Origin of the sequence: Glutamicibacter sp. AOP12-B1-11 (genome assembly GCF_052379245.1) — a bacterium.
In the GTDB taxonomy this organism is placed as follows: Bacteria; Actinomycetota; Actinomycetes; order Actinomycetales; family Micrococcaceae; genus Glutamicibacter.
The window spans coordinates 86,533-101,057 of record NZ_JBQSYL010000010.1 but is presented as its reverse complement, the minus strand read 5'-3'; the positions used below and the strand labels follow the sequence as shown (position 1 = coordinate 101,057).

Sequence of the window (14,525 nt, the reverse complement as noted above, 5' to 3'; positions counted from 1 at the left end):
GAAGACGAGGAAAGCCCCAAGAATTGCGAAAATGTCCGCAACTCTTGGGGCTTTCTTCAATGAACTATTTGGTGCCCATCAGGTCAACCACGAAGATCAAGGCTTCGTTCGGCGCGATGGCGCCCGGTGCGCCGCGTTCGCCGTAGGCCAACTCGGACGGGATCTCCAGACGGCGGCGACCGCCGACCTTCATGCCCAACAGGCCCTGGTCCCAACCCTGGATGACCATGCCGACGCCCACTGGGAAGTCGAGGGTCGAACCACGGTTCCAGGACGCGTCGAACTCTTCGCCCGTGGACCAAGAAACGCCTACATAGTGCGCCTGGACGGTGGTGCCCGGGGTGACCTCGGCGCCGTCGCCCTCGATCAGGTCGGTGATGACCAGCTCGGTGGGCGCGTCGGTACCTGGAAAGTCGATTTCAGGCTTGGTGCGGTCGTAATTACGTTCTCCAAAGGACATGTTTACGGCCTTTCTGTTACTTGCTTTCGGTTACCTTGTCTAATTCTACGTAGAACACCAGCGGTCCGGTTGGACGTCCGGAGGAAACGTCGTCACCGTAGGCCATATTCGACGGGATGGTCAGCAAGACCTTGCTGCCTTCCTTCAGGCCCTTCAGGCCTTCGAGCCAGCCCTCGATCACGCCGCCGGACATCTTCATGTCAAAGCCCTTGTCGTCGCCGAAGTTTCCGTCGAACTTCTTGCCGTCTTCCCAACGCACGCCATGGTAGTGGACGTTGGCGCTGGCGGTTTCGGTGGCTTCCGGACCGGTGCCCTCTTCGAGGACATCCACTACGAGGCCCTCGGGTGCCTCGGTGTCCTTAGGGATGGTGATGATCGGGTCGCCCTTGCCGGTCTTTACGGTTGGCAGTTTCCCGTCGTCCTTCAGCTTCTTGACCTCGTCCTGGGTCAGCGGCTTGCTGGCACCGACGGAGTCGGCGATCTTGATGACGATCAGGCGTTCGGCGCGAGCGCCCTCGGCAGGCTCGGCGATGCTGCCGTCGGGCTGCTGCACTCCGTCGATGGCCGCGTAGGCGATCCAGTCCCCGACCTGCGAGGTCAGCAGGGTCTCATAGAGTTCAGGCATCTGCTCTTTAAGCGTGGCGTCCACCGGCATCTGCGTGGTGGCGCCAGTGAAGTTTTCGTTGGTCAGCTGCCCATCGATGGTCTTGTAGAGGCCCGATTGGATGTCGATGGTGTCGCCATCTTTGATATCGGGACCATCACCCTCGACGACGGTGACTGCCTCTTCCTTCTCGGTAAGCAGCGGAGCCTTGAAATTGACCTCGGGCGCGGTCTGCTCGTCTGCGGCTGGCTTCACCTCGACCTTGCTCACGGAGCTGGAGCCCGAACCACAGGAGACGAGGGCCAAGACGGACGCGGTTGCACATACTGCCAAAACTTTTCGCACGAATCTTCTTTCCGATAAGAATTATTTGTTCTGCTGACGCATCTTGCCGAAGCAAGGGCGCGCGACGATCTGCATCTAGCTTAGGGGTATTTACTGTGAAAATACTTGTTTTCAGCTGGTCATACGGGGCGGCGCATCACTTCAATGAGCTCATCAACCGCCGAATTAGAGGTGGCAAAGGGATCCTTGCACAACACGACCCCGCCCTCGCCTTCCTCATACTTCATATGGACCCAGTCGGTTGAGTAGCGCCGGCCGGTGGCGCGCGCGGCGCGAATGAATTTGCTGCGCAGAGCCGCACGGGTGGTGGCCGGCGGGTTCTCCACCGCGTCGTGGATCATCGCCGGATCAAGCACCGAACTGGCCAGTCCGCGGCGGCGCAACAGATGGAAGAGCCCGCGGTTCGGGTCGATGTCGTGATAGGTCAGGTTCAGCTGCGCGATCCGAGGCGAATCCAGTGCCAAGTCGTTCTTCTTCGCATATCCGGTGATCAGCTTGTGCTTGATCGCCCAGTCGATATCCTGGTCGATCGGCGAGAAGTCCTGGCTTTCGATGGCGACGAGCACCCGCTCCCACAATTCGAGAACCCGTTCGACCTGGTCGTGGTGTGCCCCATGGCGGGCCACAAACGCCTTGACCAGTTCCAGGATCTTCCACTGCAATTGCAAGGCCGTCGGCTCGTCGCCGGACATCAAACGCACCACCGTTTGGCCGGTGAATTCATGGGAGATGCTGCGGATCGAGCGGATCGGATTTTCCAGGCGCAGATCATGGTAGATCTCCCCCGACTCGATCAGCCGCAAGACCAGGTCGGTGGCCCCGATCTTCAGCAGCTGCGTGGTTTCGCTCATCGAGGAATCCCCCACGATGACATGCAGGCGGCGATGGTATTCGGCATCGGCATGCGGTTCGTCGCGGGTGTTGATAATCGGCCTCGAACGGGTGGTCGCCGAGGAGACGCCCTCCCACATATGGTCCGCACGCTGGGAGAACACAAATTTGGTTTGGTCCTGAACCTGCACCAGATGCCCGGCACCGCAGAGCAGCTGGCGGGTGACCAAGAATGGAATGAGCATGTCGGCGAGCCGCTTGAACTCGATTTTGCGTGGAATCAAGTAGTTCTCGTGGCAGCCGTAGGAGTTGCCGGCCGAGTCCACATTGTTCTTGAACAGGAACAAACGGCCCTCGTGGCCTTCTTCGAGCAGCTGCTCCTCGGCCTGCTCGACCAAATCGAGCATCACCGCCTCGCCAGCCCGGTCATGGGCGATCAGCTGCAGGAGCTGATCGCATTCGGCGGTGGCGTATTCCGGATGGGAACCGACGTCGAGATAGAGCCGCGAACCGTTGTTCAGGAACACGTTGGAGCTACGCCCCCAGGCGACGACCGGCCGGAAAAGGTGCCGTGCCGCGTCTTCCGGGGTGAGCCGCCGCCCGTCGGACGGCACGTAATTCAGCCCAAACTCGGTCTCCAGACCGAAGATTCTGCGATCCACCAGAAGTTACTTCCCCTCAATGATGTTGCCCATAGGCAACGGTTACCTGCTGCACCCGCGGGTTACTGGCCACCCTTTTGGACGAATCCACGCACGAACTCTTCGGCATTCGACTCGAGCACCGAGTCGATTTCATCGAGCAGGTCATCGACGCCTGCGCTGGTGCCGGTCGTGTTCGCCTGCACCTGCTCGGCTTCGAGCGCTTGCGCTTGGGTTTCGCGGCGAGCCGAGAAATTTTCCTGGGTCATGGTCTTCTCCTAAAGTCTGTCGAAACGCCACGTTTTTGCGCGCCTCTGGTTTTCATTCTGCGCCGTTTAGCGCCGTCGTGCCAACTGCTCGATGAACTCGGCGATTTCCAGTTCGGCGTCGAAGAGCTCCCCCACCTGCGCCCGGCTGCCGGCCAGCGGCTCGGGCATGTGGAATCGGCTGACCTTGCGGGCGCCGGGCACCGAGAAGGACAGCGCGTCCCAGTTCGCGGCCACCACATATGGCGCATAGCGCTGCAGCGTCATGCCGCGCAGGTAGGCGCGGGTATCCTCGGGCGGATGATCCACCGCGGCGTTGATTTCTGCTTGGCTGAAGATGGTTTCGATCAGGCCCCGCGAAGCCATCCGGTAGTACAGGCCCTTGTCCAGGCGAAGATCCGCCCATTGCAGATCCATCAGGGCCACCCGGGCATCATCGAAGCCCACCGAGTGCCGTTCGGTGAAGGACTTCATCAGCTTGTACTTCGCCACCCAATCGACCTGCGCGGCCGCTTCCAGCGGATCCCTTTCGAGCGTGTCCAGGATGTCGCGCCAGCGGCGAAGGATCTCGTTGGTATCCGGATCTTGCAGATCCCGCTGCGCGCAGAAGCTTTCGGCGGCCTCCAGGTAGCTGCGCTGGATCTGAATTGCGGTGAGACTGCGGCCGCCGCGCAGCGCCACCTTGGTGCGCAGCGTGGGGTCGTGGCTGATCTGCTGCAGCGCGGCCACCGGGTCCGCCAGCTCGAGCTTCGGGGACATTCCCGCTTCGATGAGGCTGAGCACCAGATTGGTGGTGCCCACGCGCAGCAGCGTGGAAATCTGTCCAAGGTTCGCGTCCCCGATGATCACGTGCAGCCGGCGGTACTTGTCCCAGTTGGCGTGCGGTTCGTCGCGGGTATTGATGATCGGGCGGTTGATGGTGGTTTCCAGGCCCACCTCGGCCTCGAAGAAGTCGGCGCGCTGGGAGATCTGGAATTCGGCGCCGCGCCCGAGCATGCCGCGGCCCACGCGTCCGGCGCCGCAGAAGATCTGCCGCGTCGCGAAGAAGGCGGTCAGCCCGCTGACCAGCGCGGAGAATTCCACCTCGCGTGGCACCAGATAGTTTTCGTGCGAACCATAGGAGACGGATTTGTTGTCCGTGTTGTTCTTGTAGAGCAGCAATTCGCCGCTGCCCAGCGTTGCGGCGCTAGCCGCAGCCCGGCGCATCACCTCGTCCCCGGCATGGTCCCAGAGCACCGCGGCGCGCGGCGAGGTGACCTCGGGGCTGGAATATTCGGGGTGCGCGTGATCCACGTAGAGCCGCGCGCCGTTGCCGAGCACCATGTTCATCACCACGTCGGTGGCGTCCTTCTCCTGGTACAGCGTGGCGCCGACGCGAGCGTCGTTGCCGTCCAGCGCAATCGATTCGGCCGTCCAGACCGCGGAGTCCCCAAGCGCGGGCTCGGAGTCGGTCAGCTGGCTCGGATGCGCAAGGGCACGATCCACCGAATGCCCGCGCGCATCGGCCAGCGGCGATTCATCGGAGTAGTCCCAGCGCGCGGCCCGGGCATCGGAGCCGGAGTCGCGCACCAGCTGGGCGTAGGCGTCGACGATCTGCGCCGAGAGCACTGTCGAGTTGGCTTGCGGCATCGCGGGTCGAATGATCCCGTATTCGGTTTCCAGACCGACCAGGCGCCGGGCGCTCATGAGGCGTCCTTCGCCTTGACCAGCGAACGGATGTGGCTGATCCGTTCGCCCTTGCGCCCGGAGATCCGCGCCCAGTCATCCGGGTTGGTGGTATTTGGCATATCCTCGTGCTCGGCGAATTCCTCGCGCACCGCGCGCAGCAGGTATTCCATCTTCAGCCCGCGTTCGCCGCTGGTGATCAGCGCCTTGATCGCGTGCTTCTTGGCCCGGTCCACCACATTGTGGATGACCGCGCCGGAGGAGAAGTCCTTGAAGTAGAGCACCTCCACCTGGCCGTTGACGTAGGTGACCTCCAAGAATTCGTTGAACTGCTCGGTGGAGTACATGGCCGCCACGGTGCCGGCGATCATCCGGTCCACGGTCTCTTGGGCGTCCCCGGAGTCGGCGGCCACCTCGGATTCGTGCAGCGGCAGCTCGGTGGTCAGGTATTTGCCGAAGATTTCGCTGGCCCCTCGCGCGTCGGGGCGGCGGATCTTGATCTTCACATCCAACCGTCCCGGGCGGAGGATCGCCGGGTCGATCATGTCCTCGCGGTTGGACGCGCCGATGACGATCACGTTATCCAGGCGTTCCACCCCGTCGATTTCGGCCAGCAGCTGCGGCACGATGGTGGTTTCCACATCCGAGGACAGCCCGGACCCGCGGGTGCGGAAGAGGGATTCCATCTCGTCGAAGAACACCACCACCGGGTCCCCGTGCAGCGCCTTCTCCCGGGCTCGGGCGAAAATCAGCCGGATATGCCGTTCGGTTTCGCCCACATACTTATCGAGCAGTTCCGGACCCTTGATATTCAGGAAGTAGCTTCTCGCCTGGCCGGTGCCCTTGCGGGCCGCGGCGCGCTGGGCCAGGGAATTGGCCACGGCCTTGGCGATCAGCGTCTTGCCGCAGCCCGGAGGGCCGTAGAGCAGGATGCCTTTCGGTGCGCTCAGCCCGTGTTCGCGGTAGAGCTCGGGGTGGGCAAAAGGCAGCTCCACCGAGTCTTGGATCGCTTCGATCTGCGAATTCAGGCCGCCGATATCGGAATAGTCGATATCCGGCACCTCTTCGAGCACCAGCGACTGCATATCGGTCAGCTGCACCCGGTTGACCGCCAGACCGGTGCGGGCATCGATGGTGAGCTGGTCCCCGACGCGCAGGTGTTCCCCGCGCAGCGGCTCGGCGAATTCGATGACTCGCTGGTCATCGCCGCGCGCCATCACCACCGCCTGGTGGTCTTCGAGGATTTCCTTGATCGTGACCAGGTCGCCGGACTGCTCGTAGCCCAGGCCCGCAACGACCACCAGCGCCTCGTTGAGCAGCACCTGCTGGCCAACGTGCAGCTTGGCGAAATCCAGCAGCGGGCTGATGGCCACACGCATCTTGCGTCCGGAGTGGATCACATCCACCGCCTGCGCGGCGGTGGTTTCGATGCCCAGGCCTGCTTCGGGATGCTTGCGTGGGTGCTTGGCCACGATGGTGCCGTGGCTGAACGGGGTATCGCCGTCTTTTTCCAGCGCGGATTTGAGGTTGATGATCTGTTCGCGAGTCTGCTCCAACAGGGCCACGAGGCGCTGGTTGTTTCCGCTGATCCCGGCAAGCTGCTTGTCCAGGTTGCGGTTCTTCTCGCGCAGCACGTTGACCTGGCGTTCGGTCATCTGAAGCCGTTCGGCGACGCGTTGCGCCTCGTTATTTTCGCTCACGTTGTATTCTCCCAAACCTCGCCGTTCGCCACGCGTGGCCAGCTACTGGTGCTGGCTGTGCGGGTCGTTCTGAGTCCATCCTATGAACGTAAAGCCCCGGGATTGAATTTCCCGGGGCATTAGTTCACATATTGAAACGCTAGTTCTCGGTATCTGAGACGTTTTCGCCTTCGCGGATCCGGTTCGGACGGTTGGCGTCCTTGGCGGCACGACGCAGCTTCTTCGGCGAAATACCGCGTTCGCCAAGCGCGGTTTCGGTCCACTGCTCCTTGTCATGCTCCCGTGTCCAGGCGTTCAGGTCCTCGGCCGAGTAGCCGTGCTCCTTGATGCGCTTGGCCTTCGGGATGCCGTCCTGGGCGTCGGCCAGGCGGCGGGCGGTGATCAAGAATGCGGTGTGCGCCACCATGCGGTGATCCGGGCGGACCGCCAGGCCATCGACGTGCCAGCCGCGCACCATGGTTTCGAAGCATTCGGGCTCGGTGAACTGCCCCGAGGCGCGAATCGCCTCCACCACGCGGGACATCTGGGTCACGGTGGCCACATAGTTGGTCCACACCCCGCCCGGAGCCAGCACTGTCGCTACCGCGTCCAGGCATTCCCAGGGCGAAAGCATGTCCAGCACCACGCGGTCCACGCTGCCCGGTTCCTCCAGCTCGAGCACCTTCTCCTGGAAGTCGCCGATGGACAAATGCCAGGCCGGGTGCTCACCGCCGAAGACCGTGGAGATATTGCCGCGGGCGATATCCGCAAATTCTTCGCGGCGCTCATAGGAATGCAGGTAGCCCTGGTCGCCGACCGCGCGCAAGAGGGAGATCGACAGTGCTCCGGAACCCACGCCGGCCTCCACCACGCGCGCTCCGGGGAAGATGTCGCCGAACTGGATGATCTGCGCGGCATCCTTGGGGTAGACCACGGCCGCGCCGCGCGGCATGGACAGCACGAAGTCCTTCGCCAGCGGACGCAGCACCTGGTAGCGCACGCCTTCGACGTTTTCGATCACGCTGCCTTCCAGCGCCCCGATGATCGCGTCATGTCCCAGCACTCCCTGGTGGGTGTGGAATTCTCCGCCGTCCTCCAGGGTGATGGTGTTGATCCGGCGCTTCTGGTCGGTCAGCTGGACGCGGTCTCCGACGCGGAAGGGTCCGCGCCGGGCATTCGCGCCATGCGGCGCTGCGGTGTTCTGAGCACTCACTGAGTTTTCCTTTGTTGTAGAGCTTTTAGGCTTTGCGGCCGGTGACGGCCGCGATGATCTTGCGTTGGTGCAGCAGACCCACCACGGTGCCGCGCGCATCGATGACCGCGTACTCTGCGGTGCTCACGCTGGCCAGGTAGTCGATGAGCTGGCGGCCGTCGGAGTCCTGGGCTACGACGGCGCCGCGGCCCAGGGCGCGGGATACCGCCAGCGCGGACACCTGCGCGGCCGAGGCCGGGTCCACCCGGCTCAGCGCCTGCTCGTCGACCACGCCGCAGGGCATGCCCTGCGGGTCGACCAGGATGATCTGACCGCCGCGGTTCCGCCTGCGGGTGAGCACGTCGGCCACCGTGGCCACCGACATCATCGCGCTGGCCGGGGACATCAGGTCCCCGGCGATCACCTTGGGCAGGTTCAGCATCATCTTGGCGTGGTTGATCAGCGCCGTGGTCGCCTGCCACATGAAGACCGCCACCATCACCCCGACCACCATGGTCAGCAGCTGGGGTTGCTCGCCCTTGAGGAACGGCACCACGATGAACCAGGCCAGGACGCCGATGACGATGAAACGGCCCACCCAGGAGGCGGCGATCGTTCCCTTGAACTGGGAGCCGGTCAGCTTCCAGACCGCGGACTCCACCAGCCGGCCGCCGTCCAAGGGCAAGCCGGGCAGGGCGTTGAACGCGCCGAGCAGCAGGTTCGCGTAGACGAAGAAGTTCAGCAGCAAGCCCGGATACAACCCGAGGTTCGGCAGCTGCAGCGCCAACCAGGCGAGCCCGGCGAGCACAAAATTCGACAGCGGCCCGGCCATGGCCACCGCGAGTGAGGCCCCGGGCTTGGCCTTGAAGGAGCCGAATTGGGTGTGCCCGCCCATCAGGGTCAGCACAATATGCGCGTCGGGCCATTTGAAGGCGCGGGCGGTCAACGCGTGGGACACCTCGTGCACGAGCACGGCCAGCGCGATCACCACGGCGCAGGCAAAACCCAGCAGGTAGGCCACCAGCGGCGGGATCAGCGCATTATTCGACAGTTGCAGGCCGATGGCCACGGTGATCACCGCGGTGATGATGAACCAGGAATTCGACAGGTACACCGGCACCCCGCCGATGCGGCCAAGTTTCAGCCCCGGGGCTTTTTCAGTAGCTTCGCTCACGCGTTAACCTGCACCAGCCAATCGGTCATCGTCTTGAGATTTATGTCCACCAGCGTATCGATACGCCGCCAGTTCCCCACGCCGGGGTCCGTAGCGTTGGGGATCAGCACCGCGTGCAGTCCCGCCGCGGCGGCCGAGGTGATTCCGGGCTTGGAATCCTCGAAGCCGATGCAGCGTGCGGGGTCGAACCTGCGGCCGAGCCGCTCGCCGAGCAACGCCAATCCGCGCCGGTAGGGTTCGGGGTCCGGCTTGCCGTGGGTGACCTCTTCGCCGGTGACGCTGGCGGTGAAGATCCCTTCGGGCAGCGCCGCCATCAGCTCGTGAACGATGCTGCGCTCGCTCATGGTCACCAGCGCCTGCGGAATTCCCTCCCGATGCAGTGCGCTGAGCAGTTCAAGGGCGCCGGGCCGCCAGGGCACGTCACTGGTCAGGCCGGCGACAACCTGGCCCGAGAGGTGATCGATGATCTCCCGGACGCCCAGGTCCACCCCGGCCTCCTGGAGGATTTTCGCCCCGTTGGGCAGTGCCTGGCCGACCAGGTTGAACGCCTGCTCCTCGCTCCAGTTTCCGCCATGGGATTTGACCAGTTCCATCTCCGCGGCGATCCAATAGGGTTCGGTGTCGATGAGGGTACCGTCCATATCCCAGAGCACCGCGTGGGGGCCAGGGGATGGAACTTTTGCATCGAACGCTGATTTGGTGCTTGGCATGACTCCATTCTAGATGGAAGAGTGGGGCTAAACCGCTTCGTCGCGTCTGCCGGGGCGGTGCGCAGGCTGGAGAGGGGCAAGTCATGAGCGAGGAATACCACGCACCAACGCTGAACGGCTTCGTTGCGCAAACCGAACATGAGATGCGTCCCACCGTCCTGATTTCGGCCTTCGAGGGCTGGAACGACGCCGGTTCGGCCGCCAGCGACGCGGTGCGCCGCATCCTGAACAGCGGCGCCCCGAAGCATCTGGCCACCGTGGGCGAGGACGACTACTACGACTACCAGTTCACCCGGCCGCAGTCGCGGGTGACCGCGGAAGGCCGGATCATCGAGTGGCCGACCACCGAGCTCTACCGGTTGGACAATCCGCTCGCCCCGGCGGATCTGCTGCTCGTGGTCGGGGTGGAGCCGACCTTCCGGTGGCAGGGATTCTGCGCGCAGATCGTGAAGCACGCCAAGGCGGAAAACGTCCATGTGGTGCTCTCCCTGGGCGCCTTATTGGCCGATGTGCCGCACACCCGGCCGGTGCCCACGGTGCTGAACAGCGACCATCCGAAGTTGCAGGAGTACTTCAAGCTTTCGGCCTCCCGCTATGAGGGGCCCACCGGGATTCCTGCGGTGCTCGGGGCCGAATTCGAGAAACACGGCATTCCCACCATGTCGCTCTGGGCGCAGCTCTCGCACTATGTGGCCCAAGCGCCCAGCCCGCGGGTGGAACTGGCAATCGTGGAGATGATCGAGGAGCTGGTTCCGATGCAGGTTTCCTCGCAGAAGCTCCGCGAGGATGCCGGCGCCTGGACGCGCGGGGTGGACGAGCTCTCGGCCGCGGATCCGGAGGTCGCCAAATACGTGCAGCAGCTCGAGCAGGCCTCGGATGCCAGCGAACTTCCCGAGGCCAGCGGCGAATCCATCGCCCGCGAATTCGAACGCTACCTGCGCCGCCGGGGACGCGCCCGCGGCGAAGAGCACGGCCCGGACTTCGAGATCTGATTCTTCGGGCATAAAAAACTCCCCACAAGCCGGTGCCGAAGGTCTCGGACCGGTTTGTGGGGAGCCAGGTTGCCGCTAGAGTTTCAGCCCCAGCAGGGAATCGATTCCGCGGGCGAGCAGCTCGCTGCCTTCCCCGCTGCCTTCGGCCGCGGTGGCGGCCCACTGGTCGATGGCTTCCAAGGCCGCAGGGGCGTTGAGGTCATCGGCCATGCGCGAGCGGATCCGGGTCAGCAGCGCGGTGGCTTCGGCCAGCCCGGCCCCGGCGATCCGCTCCCGCCAGGTAGCCACGCGTTCCTGGGCTTGGGCGAGCAGCTGCTCGGTCCAGGACCAGTTCGTCCGGTAGTGCTGCGAGAGCAGCACCGCGCGGATGGCGACCGGTTCCACGCCGGCGGCGCGCAGCTTGGAGACGAGCACCAGGTTGCCCAGGGACTTGCTCATCTTCTCGCCGTCCAGGCCCACCATCCCGGTGTGCACATAGGCCTGGGCCAATGCGGTCTGGTCATCGGCTGCGGCGTGCGCCGCGGAGAATTCGTGGTGCGGGAAGATCAGATCCGATCCGCCGCCTTGCACGGTGAACGGGGCCGGAAGGGTCCTGCGCGCGATCACCGAACACTCGATATGCCAGCCCGGGCGCCCGGTGCCCAGCTCGCCGCCCGCCCAGGAGGGTTCGCCTTCGCGGGCCATGCGCCAGAGCAGCGGATCCAAGGGGTCGCGCTTGCCCGTGCGGTCCGGGTCCCCGCCGCGTTCGGCGAAGAAGCCGAGCATCGTCTCGCGGTCGTAGTTGGAGACCTGGCCAAGCTTCCAGGCACCGTTCTCCGAGCCCAGGGTATCGAAGTAGATATCCCCTTCCACCCCGTCGGCGTCTGCCGGCACCCGGTAGGCCAGGTCCGCGGCGAGCAGCCGCTCGACCACCGGAACCAGCCAGTGCACGGATTCGACCGCGCCGATGTAGTGCTGCGGCGGAATCACGTTCAGCGCTTCCATATCCTCGCGGAAGAGCTGAATCTGGTCTTCGGCGAGGTCCTGCCAGTCGACCCCGGTGGCGGTGGCGCGCTCGAGCAGCGGGTCATCCACGTCGGTGATGTTCTGTGTATAGGTGACCTCGCGGCCGTTATCCAGCCAGGTGCGGTGCAGCAAATCGAAGGTGACGTAGGTGGCGGCGTGTCCCATATGGGTGGCGTCGTACGGGGTGATCCCGCAGACATACATGCTTGCCGGGGCGTTGGCCTTATCGGCCGGAGCGGTGGCCTGCTTGGTTCCGCTGGAGGTGTCGAAGACCTCCAGAATAGGTGCGGAGCCAACTACATGCGGCACTTGCGGAGACTTCCACGCGAGCACTGAGTACATCCTTTCGCAGATGTATAGACGATCTTCCTTTAAGGGCAAGTCAACGAGCGCAAGGTTTATTCCCGCGCCGGCAAAGAGTTTTAGGCGCTGATCATTCCGAGGCTAAGGAATACGAACAATCCCAGGCCCAGCAGGATCCGGTACCAGACGAAGAGCCGGTAGGAGTGGGTGGAGACGTACTTCAGGAACCAGCCCACGATCAAGAAGCCGACGACGAAGGCGATCGCGGTGGCCAGCCCGGTCTGCGCCAGCGAGTAGACCCCGGGCTCGGAGAAGGATTTGGCCAGCTTGTACAGCCCGGAGGCGTATACCGCGGGGATGGCCAGCAGGAAGGAATAGCGGGCGGCGGCTTCACGGGTATAGCCCATGAGCAACCCGGCGGTGATCGTGCCGCCGGAGCGCGACACGCCGGGGATCAGCGCCATCGCCTGGGCTAGTCCGTAGAACACGCCGTGCTTGACGGTGAGCTTATCCAGCGTGCGTTCCTGCTTGCCGTAGTGGTCGGCGATGGCCAGGAACAGGCCGAAGAGCACCAGCATGGTCGCCACGATCCACAGCGAACGGAAGTTCGAGTCGATATAGTCTTCGAGCAGGAGCCCCAGGATGGCGATCGGCAGGGAACCGACGATAATCAGCCAACCCATTTTGGCGTCCGGGTCAGAGTGCGGGATCTTGCCGGTGATCGCCCGGAACCAGGCGCCGATAATCCGCACGATGTCACGCCAGAAGAAGACGACCACCGCGGTTTCGGTCCCCAATTGGGTGATCGCGGTAAAGGCCGCACCGGGATCTTGCGCGTTGGGCAAGAGCTCGCCCACGATGCGCAAGTGGGCCGATGAGGAGATGGGCAAGAACTCTGTCAGGCCCTGGATTAATCCGAGGAAAGCTGCTTCAAACCAATTCACCCCTTGACACTACGTCATTTCGAGGGGCTTATCGGTGATTACACGGCTTTCGCAAGGAAATTCAAACCGTGGCCGTACTCACTCGTCATCGTCGTCATCCGTAGGTATGGTGAACGGAAGAAGTTCGGAATATTGCTCGTAGAGTGCATCCTCATAGCTCTCGAACGCTTCGGCGAGCGAGCCGAAGGCGGCATCGACCGCGGCGTCGGCCGACCCGCGGCTCTGGGAAACTACCGTCAGGTGCTGCTCGAGGCGTGAGATCAGCAGTTGCAGGGCGTAGCTCGGTTCGGTGCTCATGAGTCACACGCTACAACCGAAATCATTCTTTCGATAGGGGTGTAATGCTTCAGGAATTAATCAAGGCTCCGCGGCACTTGGATAATGACGACCGTTACGAGTATCTGGTGATCACCGCGTTCCCTGCAGAATCCAAGCAGGTGGCGCGGGCTGCCTTGCGCGAGCATTCGGATAACGGCAAATGGGAGCTGATGCGCACCTTGCGCTACGAGGGCGGCGCGAGCAAATATTGGCTGCGCCGCAAGGTGATCCGGGTGGTCAGCACCTTGGATCGCTCAGGGCTCTAGGGGACCCACCAGCCAGCTGGCCACGGTATTCTCCGCCGAGGCGGCATTGGATGGGTGATACCAGCTGGCTTGCACGTCGCGGTAGAGCCGCTCGAATTCGCTGCCGCGGAAATATCCGCCGCCGCCGAGCAGCTGGCCGGCGGCCTCGACGTTGTCGCGTGCGCTCTGCCCGGCGAGGGTGCGCAGCGTGACCAGGCGCGGGAACCAGCCCGGCCCGTGATCTATCTGTCCTTCCAGATCCGCGGCGACGGTGCGCTGCAGGGCGTCCAGGCTGAGCAGGCGCATTCCGGCTTGGGCCAGCACTCCCCTGGCGCGCACGTCCTGGGTGTAGCTGCCCCCGTCCTGGTGCGTGCGTTTGCGCAGCGCCGCCTGCGAAAGCTCCACGGCGCGTTCGGCGATCCCGACATATACGCTCGCGGTGAGCGTGAGGAACGAGGCGAAGATTCCGAAGACCAGCGGGTCTGCGTTCGGTCCCACCTCAAGCCGGGTGTGCACCCAGCTGGCCGGGGCCACCGCGCCTTCCAATTTGGTGGTGTGCGACTGGCTGGCGCGCATGCCCAAGGTATCCCAGTCCTCCAGCGAGCGGACCCCGGCGCCGCGGGGGACGAACCCGTGCACCAGTTCCCCGCTGGCCTCGTCCTTGCCGAATACGCCAAGCCGGGTGAAAGCCGGGGACAGCGAGGTGAAGATCTTCGTGCCGGTGAAGCTGACGGACCCATCGGCCAGGGTTCTCGCCGCGGTGTTCGAATCGAAGAGCACCGAGTCGTTTCCGGGTTCGGAGATCCCGAAGGCCATTATCTCCCCGGCGGCGATCCACTCGGTGACCATCTGAAGGCGCGCGTCCCCCCGGGCGGCGAGCAGATAGGCGACGCCGGCCCAGACCTGGTGCATATTGATCGCCAGGGCGGTGCCCGGCGCGGCGGTGGCCAGCCGGCGTTGGGCCAGCACCAGCTGCTCGAAGCTCCAGCCCAAACCGCCGGAGGATTCGGGCACCAGGGCCTTGAGATAGCCCAGGGCCGCTAATTCCTCGAAGTCCTCCGTGGCAAAGGCATTGGCGGCATCATAGCCGCCGGCGCGTTCGCGGAAGCGGGACAGCAGCTCATCGCTGAGGATCTGTTCGATAGGCACGT

Annotated in this window: 15 protein-coding genes; 2 read left to right on the top strand and 13 right to left on the bottom strand. The window is 63.9% G+C overall.

Annotated elements, in window-relative coordinates; all coding sequences use genetic code 11:
- Positions 1-64: 64 nt before the first annotated feature.
- The 9 genes from ACT3UQ_RS07930 to ACT3UQ_RS07890 form a co-directional block, all read right to left on the bottom strand.
- A complete protein-coding gene (locus ACT3UQ_RS07930; RefSeq protein ID WP_096284437.1) occupies positions 65-460 on the bottom strand; it encodes an FKBP-type peptidyl-prolyl cis-trans isomerase in 396 nt (131 codons plus the stop codon).
- Positions 461-476: 16 nt separating this feature from the next.
- On the bottom strand, positions 477-1,334 hold the full coding sequence (locus ACT3UQ_RS07925) for an FKBP-type peptidyl-prolyl cis-trans isomerase (RefSeq protein ID WP_146113322.1): 858 nt from the start codon (positions 1,332-1,334) through the stop codon (positions 477-479).
- A gap of 194 nt (positions 1,335-1,528) precedes the next feature.
- The gene (gene pafA, locus ACT3UQ_RS07920; RefSeq protein ID WP_105649139.1) at positions 1,529-2,902 is read right to left on the bottom strand and encodes a Pup--protein ligase; all 1,374 of its coding nucleotides are present in this window, start codon (positions 2,900-2,902) and stop codon (positions 1,529-1,531) included.
- Between the two features lie 62 nt (positions 2,903-2,964).
- A complete protein-coding gene (locus ACT3UQ_RS07915) occupies positions 2,965-3,150 on the bottom strand; it encodes a ubiquitin-like protein Pup (RefSeq protein ID WP_096284431.1) in 186 nt (61 codons plus the stop codon).
- A gap of 66 nt (positions 3,151-3,216) precedes the next feature.
- Positions 3,217-4,833, bottom strand: a complete 1,617-nt coding sequence (dop, locus tag ACT3UQ_RS07910; protein WP_444636879.1) for a depupylase/deamidase Dop — start codon at positions 4,831-4,833, stop codon at positions 3,217-3,219.
- Positions 4,830-6,467 carry a proteasome ATPase gene (gene arc, locus ACT3UQ_RS07905; RefSeq protein WP_105649258.1) on the bottom strand — a complete coding sequence of 546 codons (1,638 nt, stop codon included), beginning with the start codon at positions 6,465-6,467 and terminating at the stop codon, positions 4,830-4,832. Before arc ends, dop begins: the two co-directional genes overlap by 4 nt.
- A 184-nt stretch (positions 6,468-6,651) precedes the next feature.
- Entirely contained in the window at positions 6,652-7,704 is a 1,053-nt protein-coding gene (locus ACT3UQ_RS07900) for a tRNA (adenine-N1)-methyltransferase (protein ID WP_255248365.1), read from the bottom strand.
- 25 nt (positions 7,705-7,729) lie between these two features.
- Positions 7,730-8,857 (bottom strand): site-2 protease family protein, encoded by a 1,128-nt coding sequence (locus ACT3UQ_RS07895; RefSeq protein WP_105552109.1) that lies wholly within the window; start codon positions 8,855-8,857, stop codon positions 7,730-7,732.
- Positions 8,854-9,567 carry an HAD family hydrolase gene (locus ACT3UQ_RS07890; protein WP_444636878.1) on the bottom strand — a complete coding sequence of 238 codons (714 nt, stop codon included), beginning with the start codon at positions 9,565-9,567 and terminating at the stop codon, positions 8,854-8,856. Before ACT3UQ_RS07890 ends, ACT3UQ_RS07895 begins: the two co-directional genes overlap by 4 nt.
- Positions 9,568-9,650: 83 nt before the next feature.
- On the opposite strand from ACT3UQ_RS07890, the gene ACT3UQ_RS07885 reads away from it, so the two are divergent.
- Positions 9,651-10,559 carry a proteasome assembly chaperone family protein gene (locus ACT3UQ_RS07885; protein WP_096284418.1) on the top strand — a complete coding sequence of 303 codons (909 nt, stop codon included), beginning with the start codon at positions 9,651-9,653 and terminating at the stop codon, positions 10,557-10,559.
- A 75-nt stretch (positions 10,560-10,634) separates the two neighbouring features.
- Here ACT3UQ_RS07885 and mshC read toward each other — a convergent pair whose 3' ends face one another.
- From mshC to ACT3UQ_RS07870, 3 genes are all read right to left on the bottom strand, one after another.
- Positions 10,635-11,897 carry a cysteine--1-D-myo-inosityl 2-amino-2-deoxy-alpha-D-glucopyranoside ligase gene (mshC, locus tag ACT3UQ_RS07880; RefSeq protein WP_181148248.1) on the bottom strand — a complete coding sequence of 421 codons (1,263 nt, stop codon included), beginning with the start codon at positions 11,895-11,897 and terminating at the stop codon, positions 10,635-10,637.
- An 89-nt stretch (positions 11,898-11,986) separates the two neighbouring features.
- The gene (locus ACT3UQ_RS07875) at positions 11,987-12,811 is read right to left on the bottom strand and encodes an undecaprenyl-diphosphate phosphatase (RefSeq protein ID WP_105569076.1); all 825 of its coding nucleotides are present in this window, start codon (positions 12,809-12,811) and stop codon (positions 11,987-11,989) included.
- Between the two features lie 78 nt (positions 12,812-12,889).
- On the bottom strand, positions 12,890-13,108 hold the full coding sequence (locus ACT3UQ_RS07870) for a hypothetical protein (protein ID WP_096284411.1): 219 nt from the start codon (positions 13,106-13,108) through the stop codon (positions 12,890-12,892).
- Between the two features lie 44 nt (positions 13,109-13,152).
- On the opposite strand from ACT3UQ_RS07870, the gene ACT3UQ_RS07865 reads away from it, so the two are divergent.
- Positions 13,153-13,395: a DUF5703 family protein gene (locus tag ACT3UQ_RS07865; RefSeq protein ID WP_105552105.1), complete on the top strand. Its 243-nt coding sequence runs from the start codon at positions 13,153-13,155 to the stop codon at positions 13,393-13,395.
- On the opposite strand, the gene ACT3UQ_RS07860 is transcribed toward ACT3UQ_RS07865, so the two are convergent.
- Entirely contained in the window at positions 13,384-14,523 is a 1,140-nt protein-coding gene (locus ACT3UQ_RS07860) for an acyl-CoA dehydrogenase family protein (RefSeq protein WP_105552104.1), read from the bottom strand. The two genes, ACT3UQ_RS07865 and ACT3UQ_RS07860, sit on opposite strands and share 12 nt — an antisense overlap.
- Positions 14,524-14,525: the final 2 nt, after the last annotated feature.

Excerpts from the sequence above, each read along its gene's own strand:
- arc (WP_105649258.1), bottom strand. The coding sequence starts at position 6,467 with ATGACCGAACGCCAGGTCAACGTGCTGCGCGAGAAGAACCGCAACCTG.
- ACT3UQ_RS07890 (WP_444636878.1), bottom strand. The coding sequence starts at position 9,567 with ATGCCAAGCACCAAATCAGCGTTCGATGCAAAAGTTCCATCCCCTGGC.
- ACT3UQ_RS07885 (WP_096284418.1), top strand. The coding sequence starts at position 9,651 with ATGAGCGAGGAATACCACGCACCAACGCTGAACGGCTTCGTTGCGCAA.
- ACT3UQ_RS07930 (WP_096284437.1), bottom strand. The coding sequence starts at position 460 with ATGTCCTTTGGAGAACGTAATTACGACCGCACCAAGCCTGAAATCGAC.
- ACT3UQ_RS07870 (WP_096284411.1), bottom strand. The coding sequence starts at position 13,108 with ATGAGCACCGAACCGAGCTACGCCCTGCAACTGCTGATCTCACGCCTC.
- dop (WP_444636879.1), bottom strand. The coding sequence starts at position 4,833 with ATGAGCGCCCGGCGCCTGGTCGGTCTGGAAACCGAATACGGGATCATT.
- ACT3UQ_RS07865 (WP_105552105.1), top strand. The coding sequence starts at position 13,153 with ATGCTTCAGGAATTAATCAAGGCTCCGCGGCACTTGGATAATGACGAC.
- ACT3UQ_RS07915 (WP_096284431.1), bottom strand. The coding sequence starts at position 3,150 with ATGACCCAGGAAAATTTCTCGGCTCGCCGCGAAACCCAAGCGCAAGCG.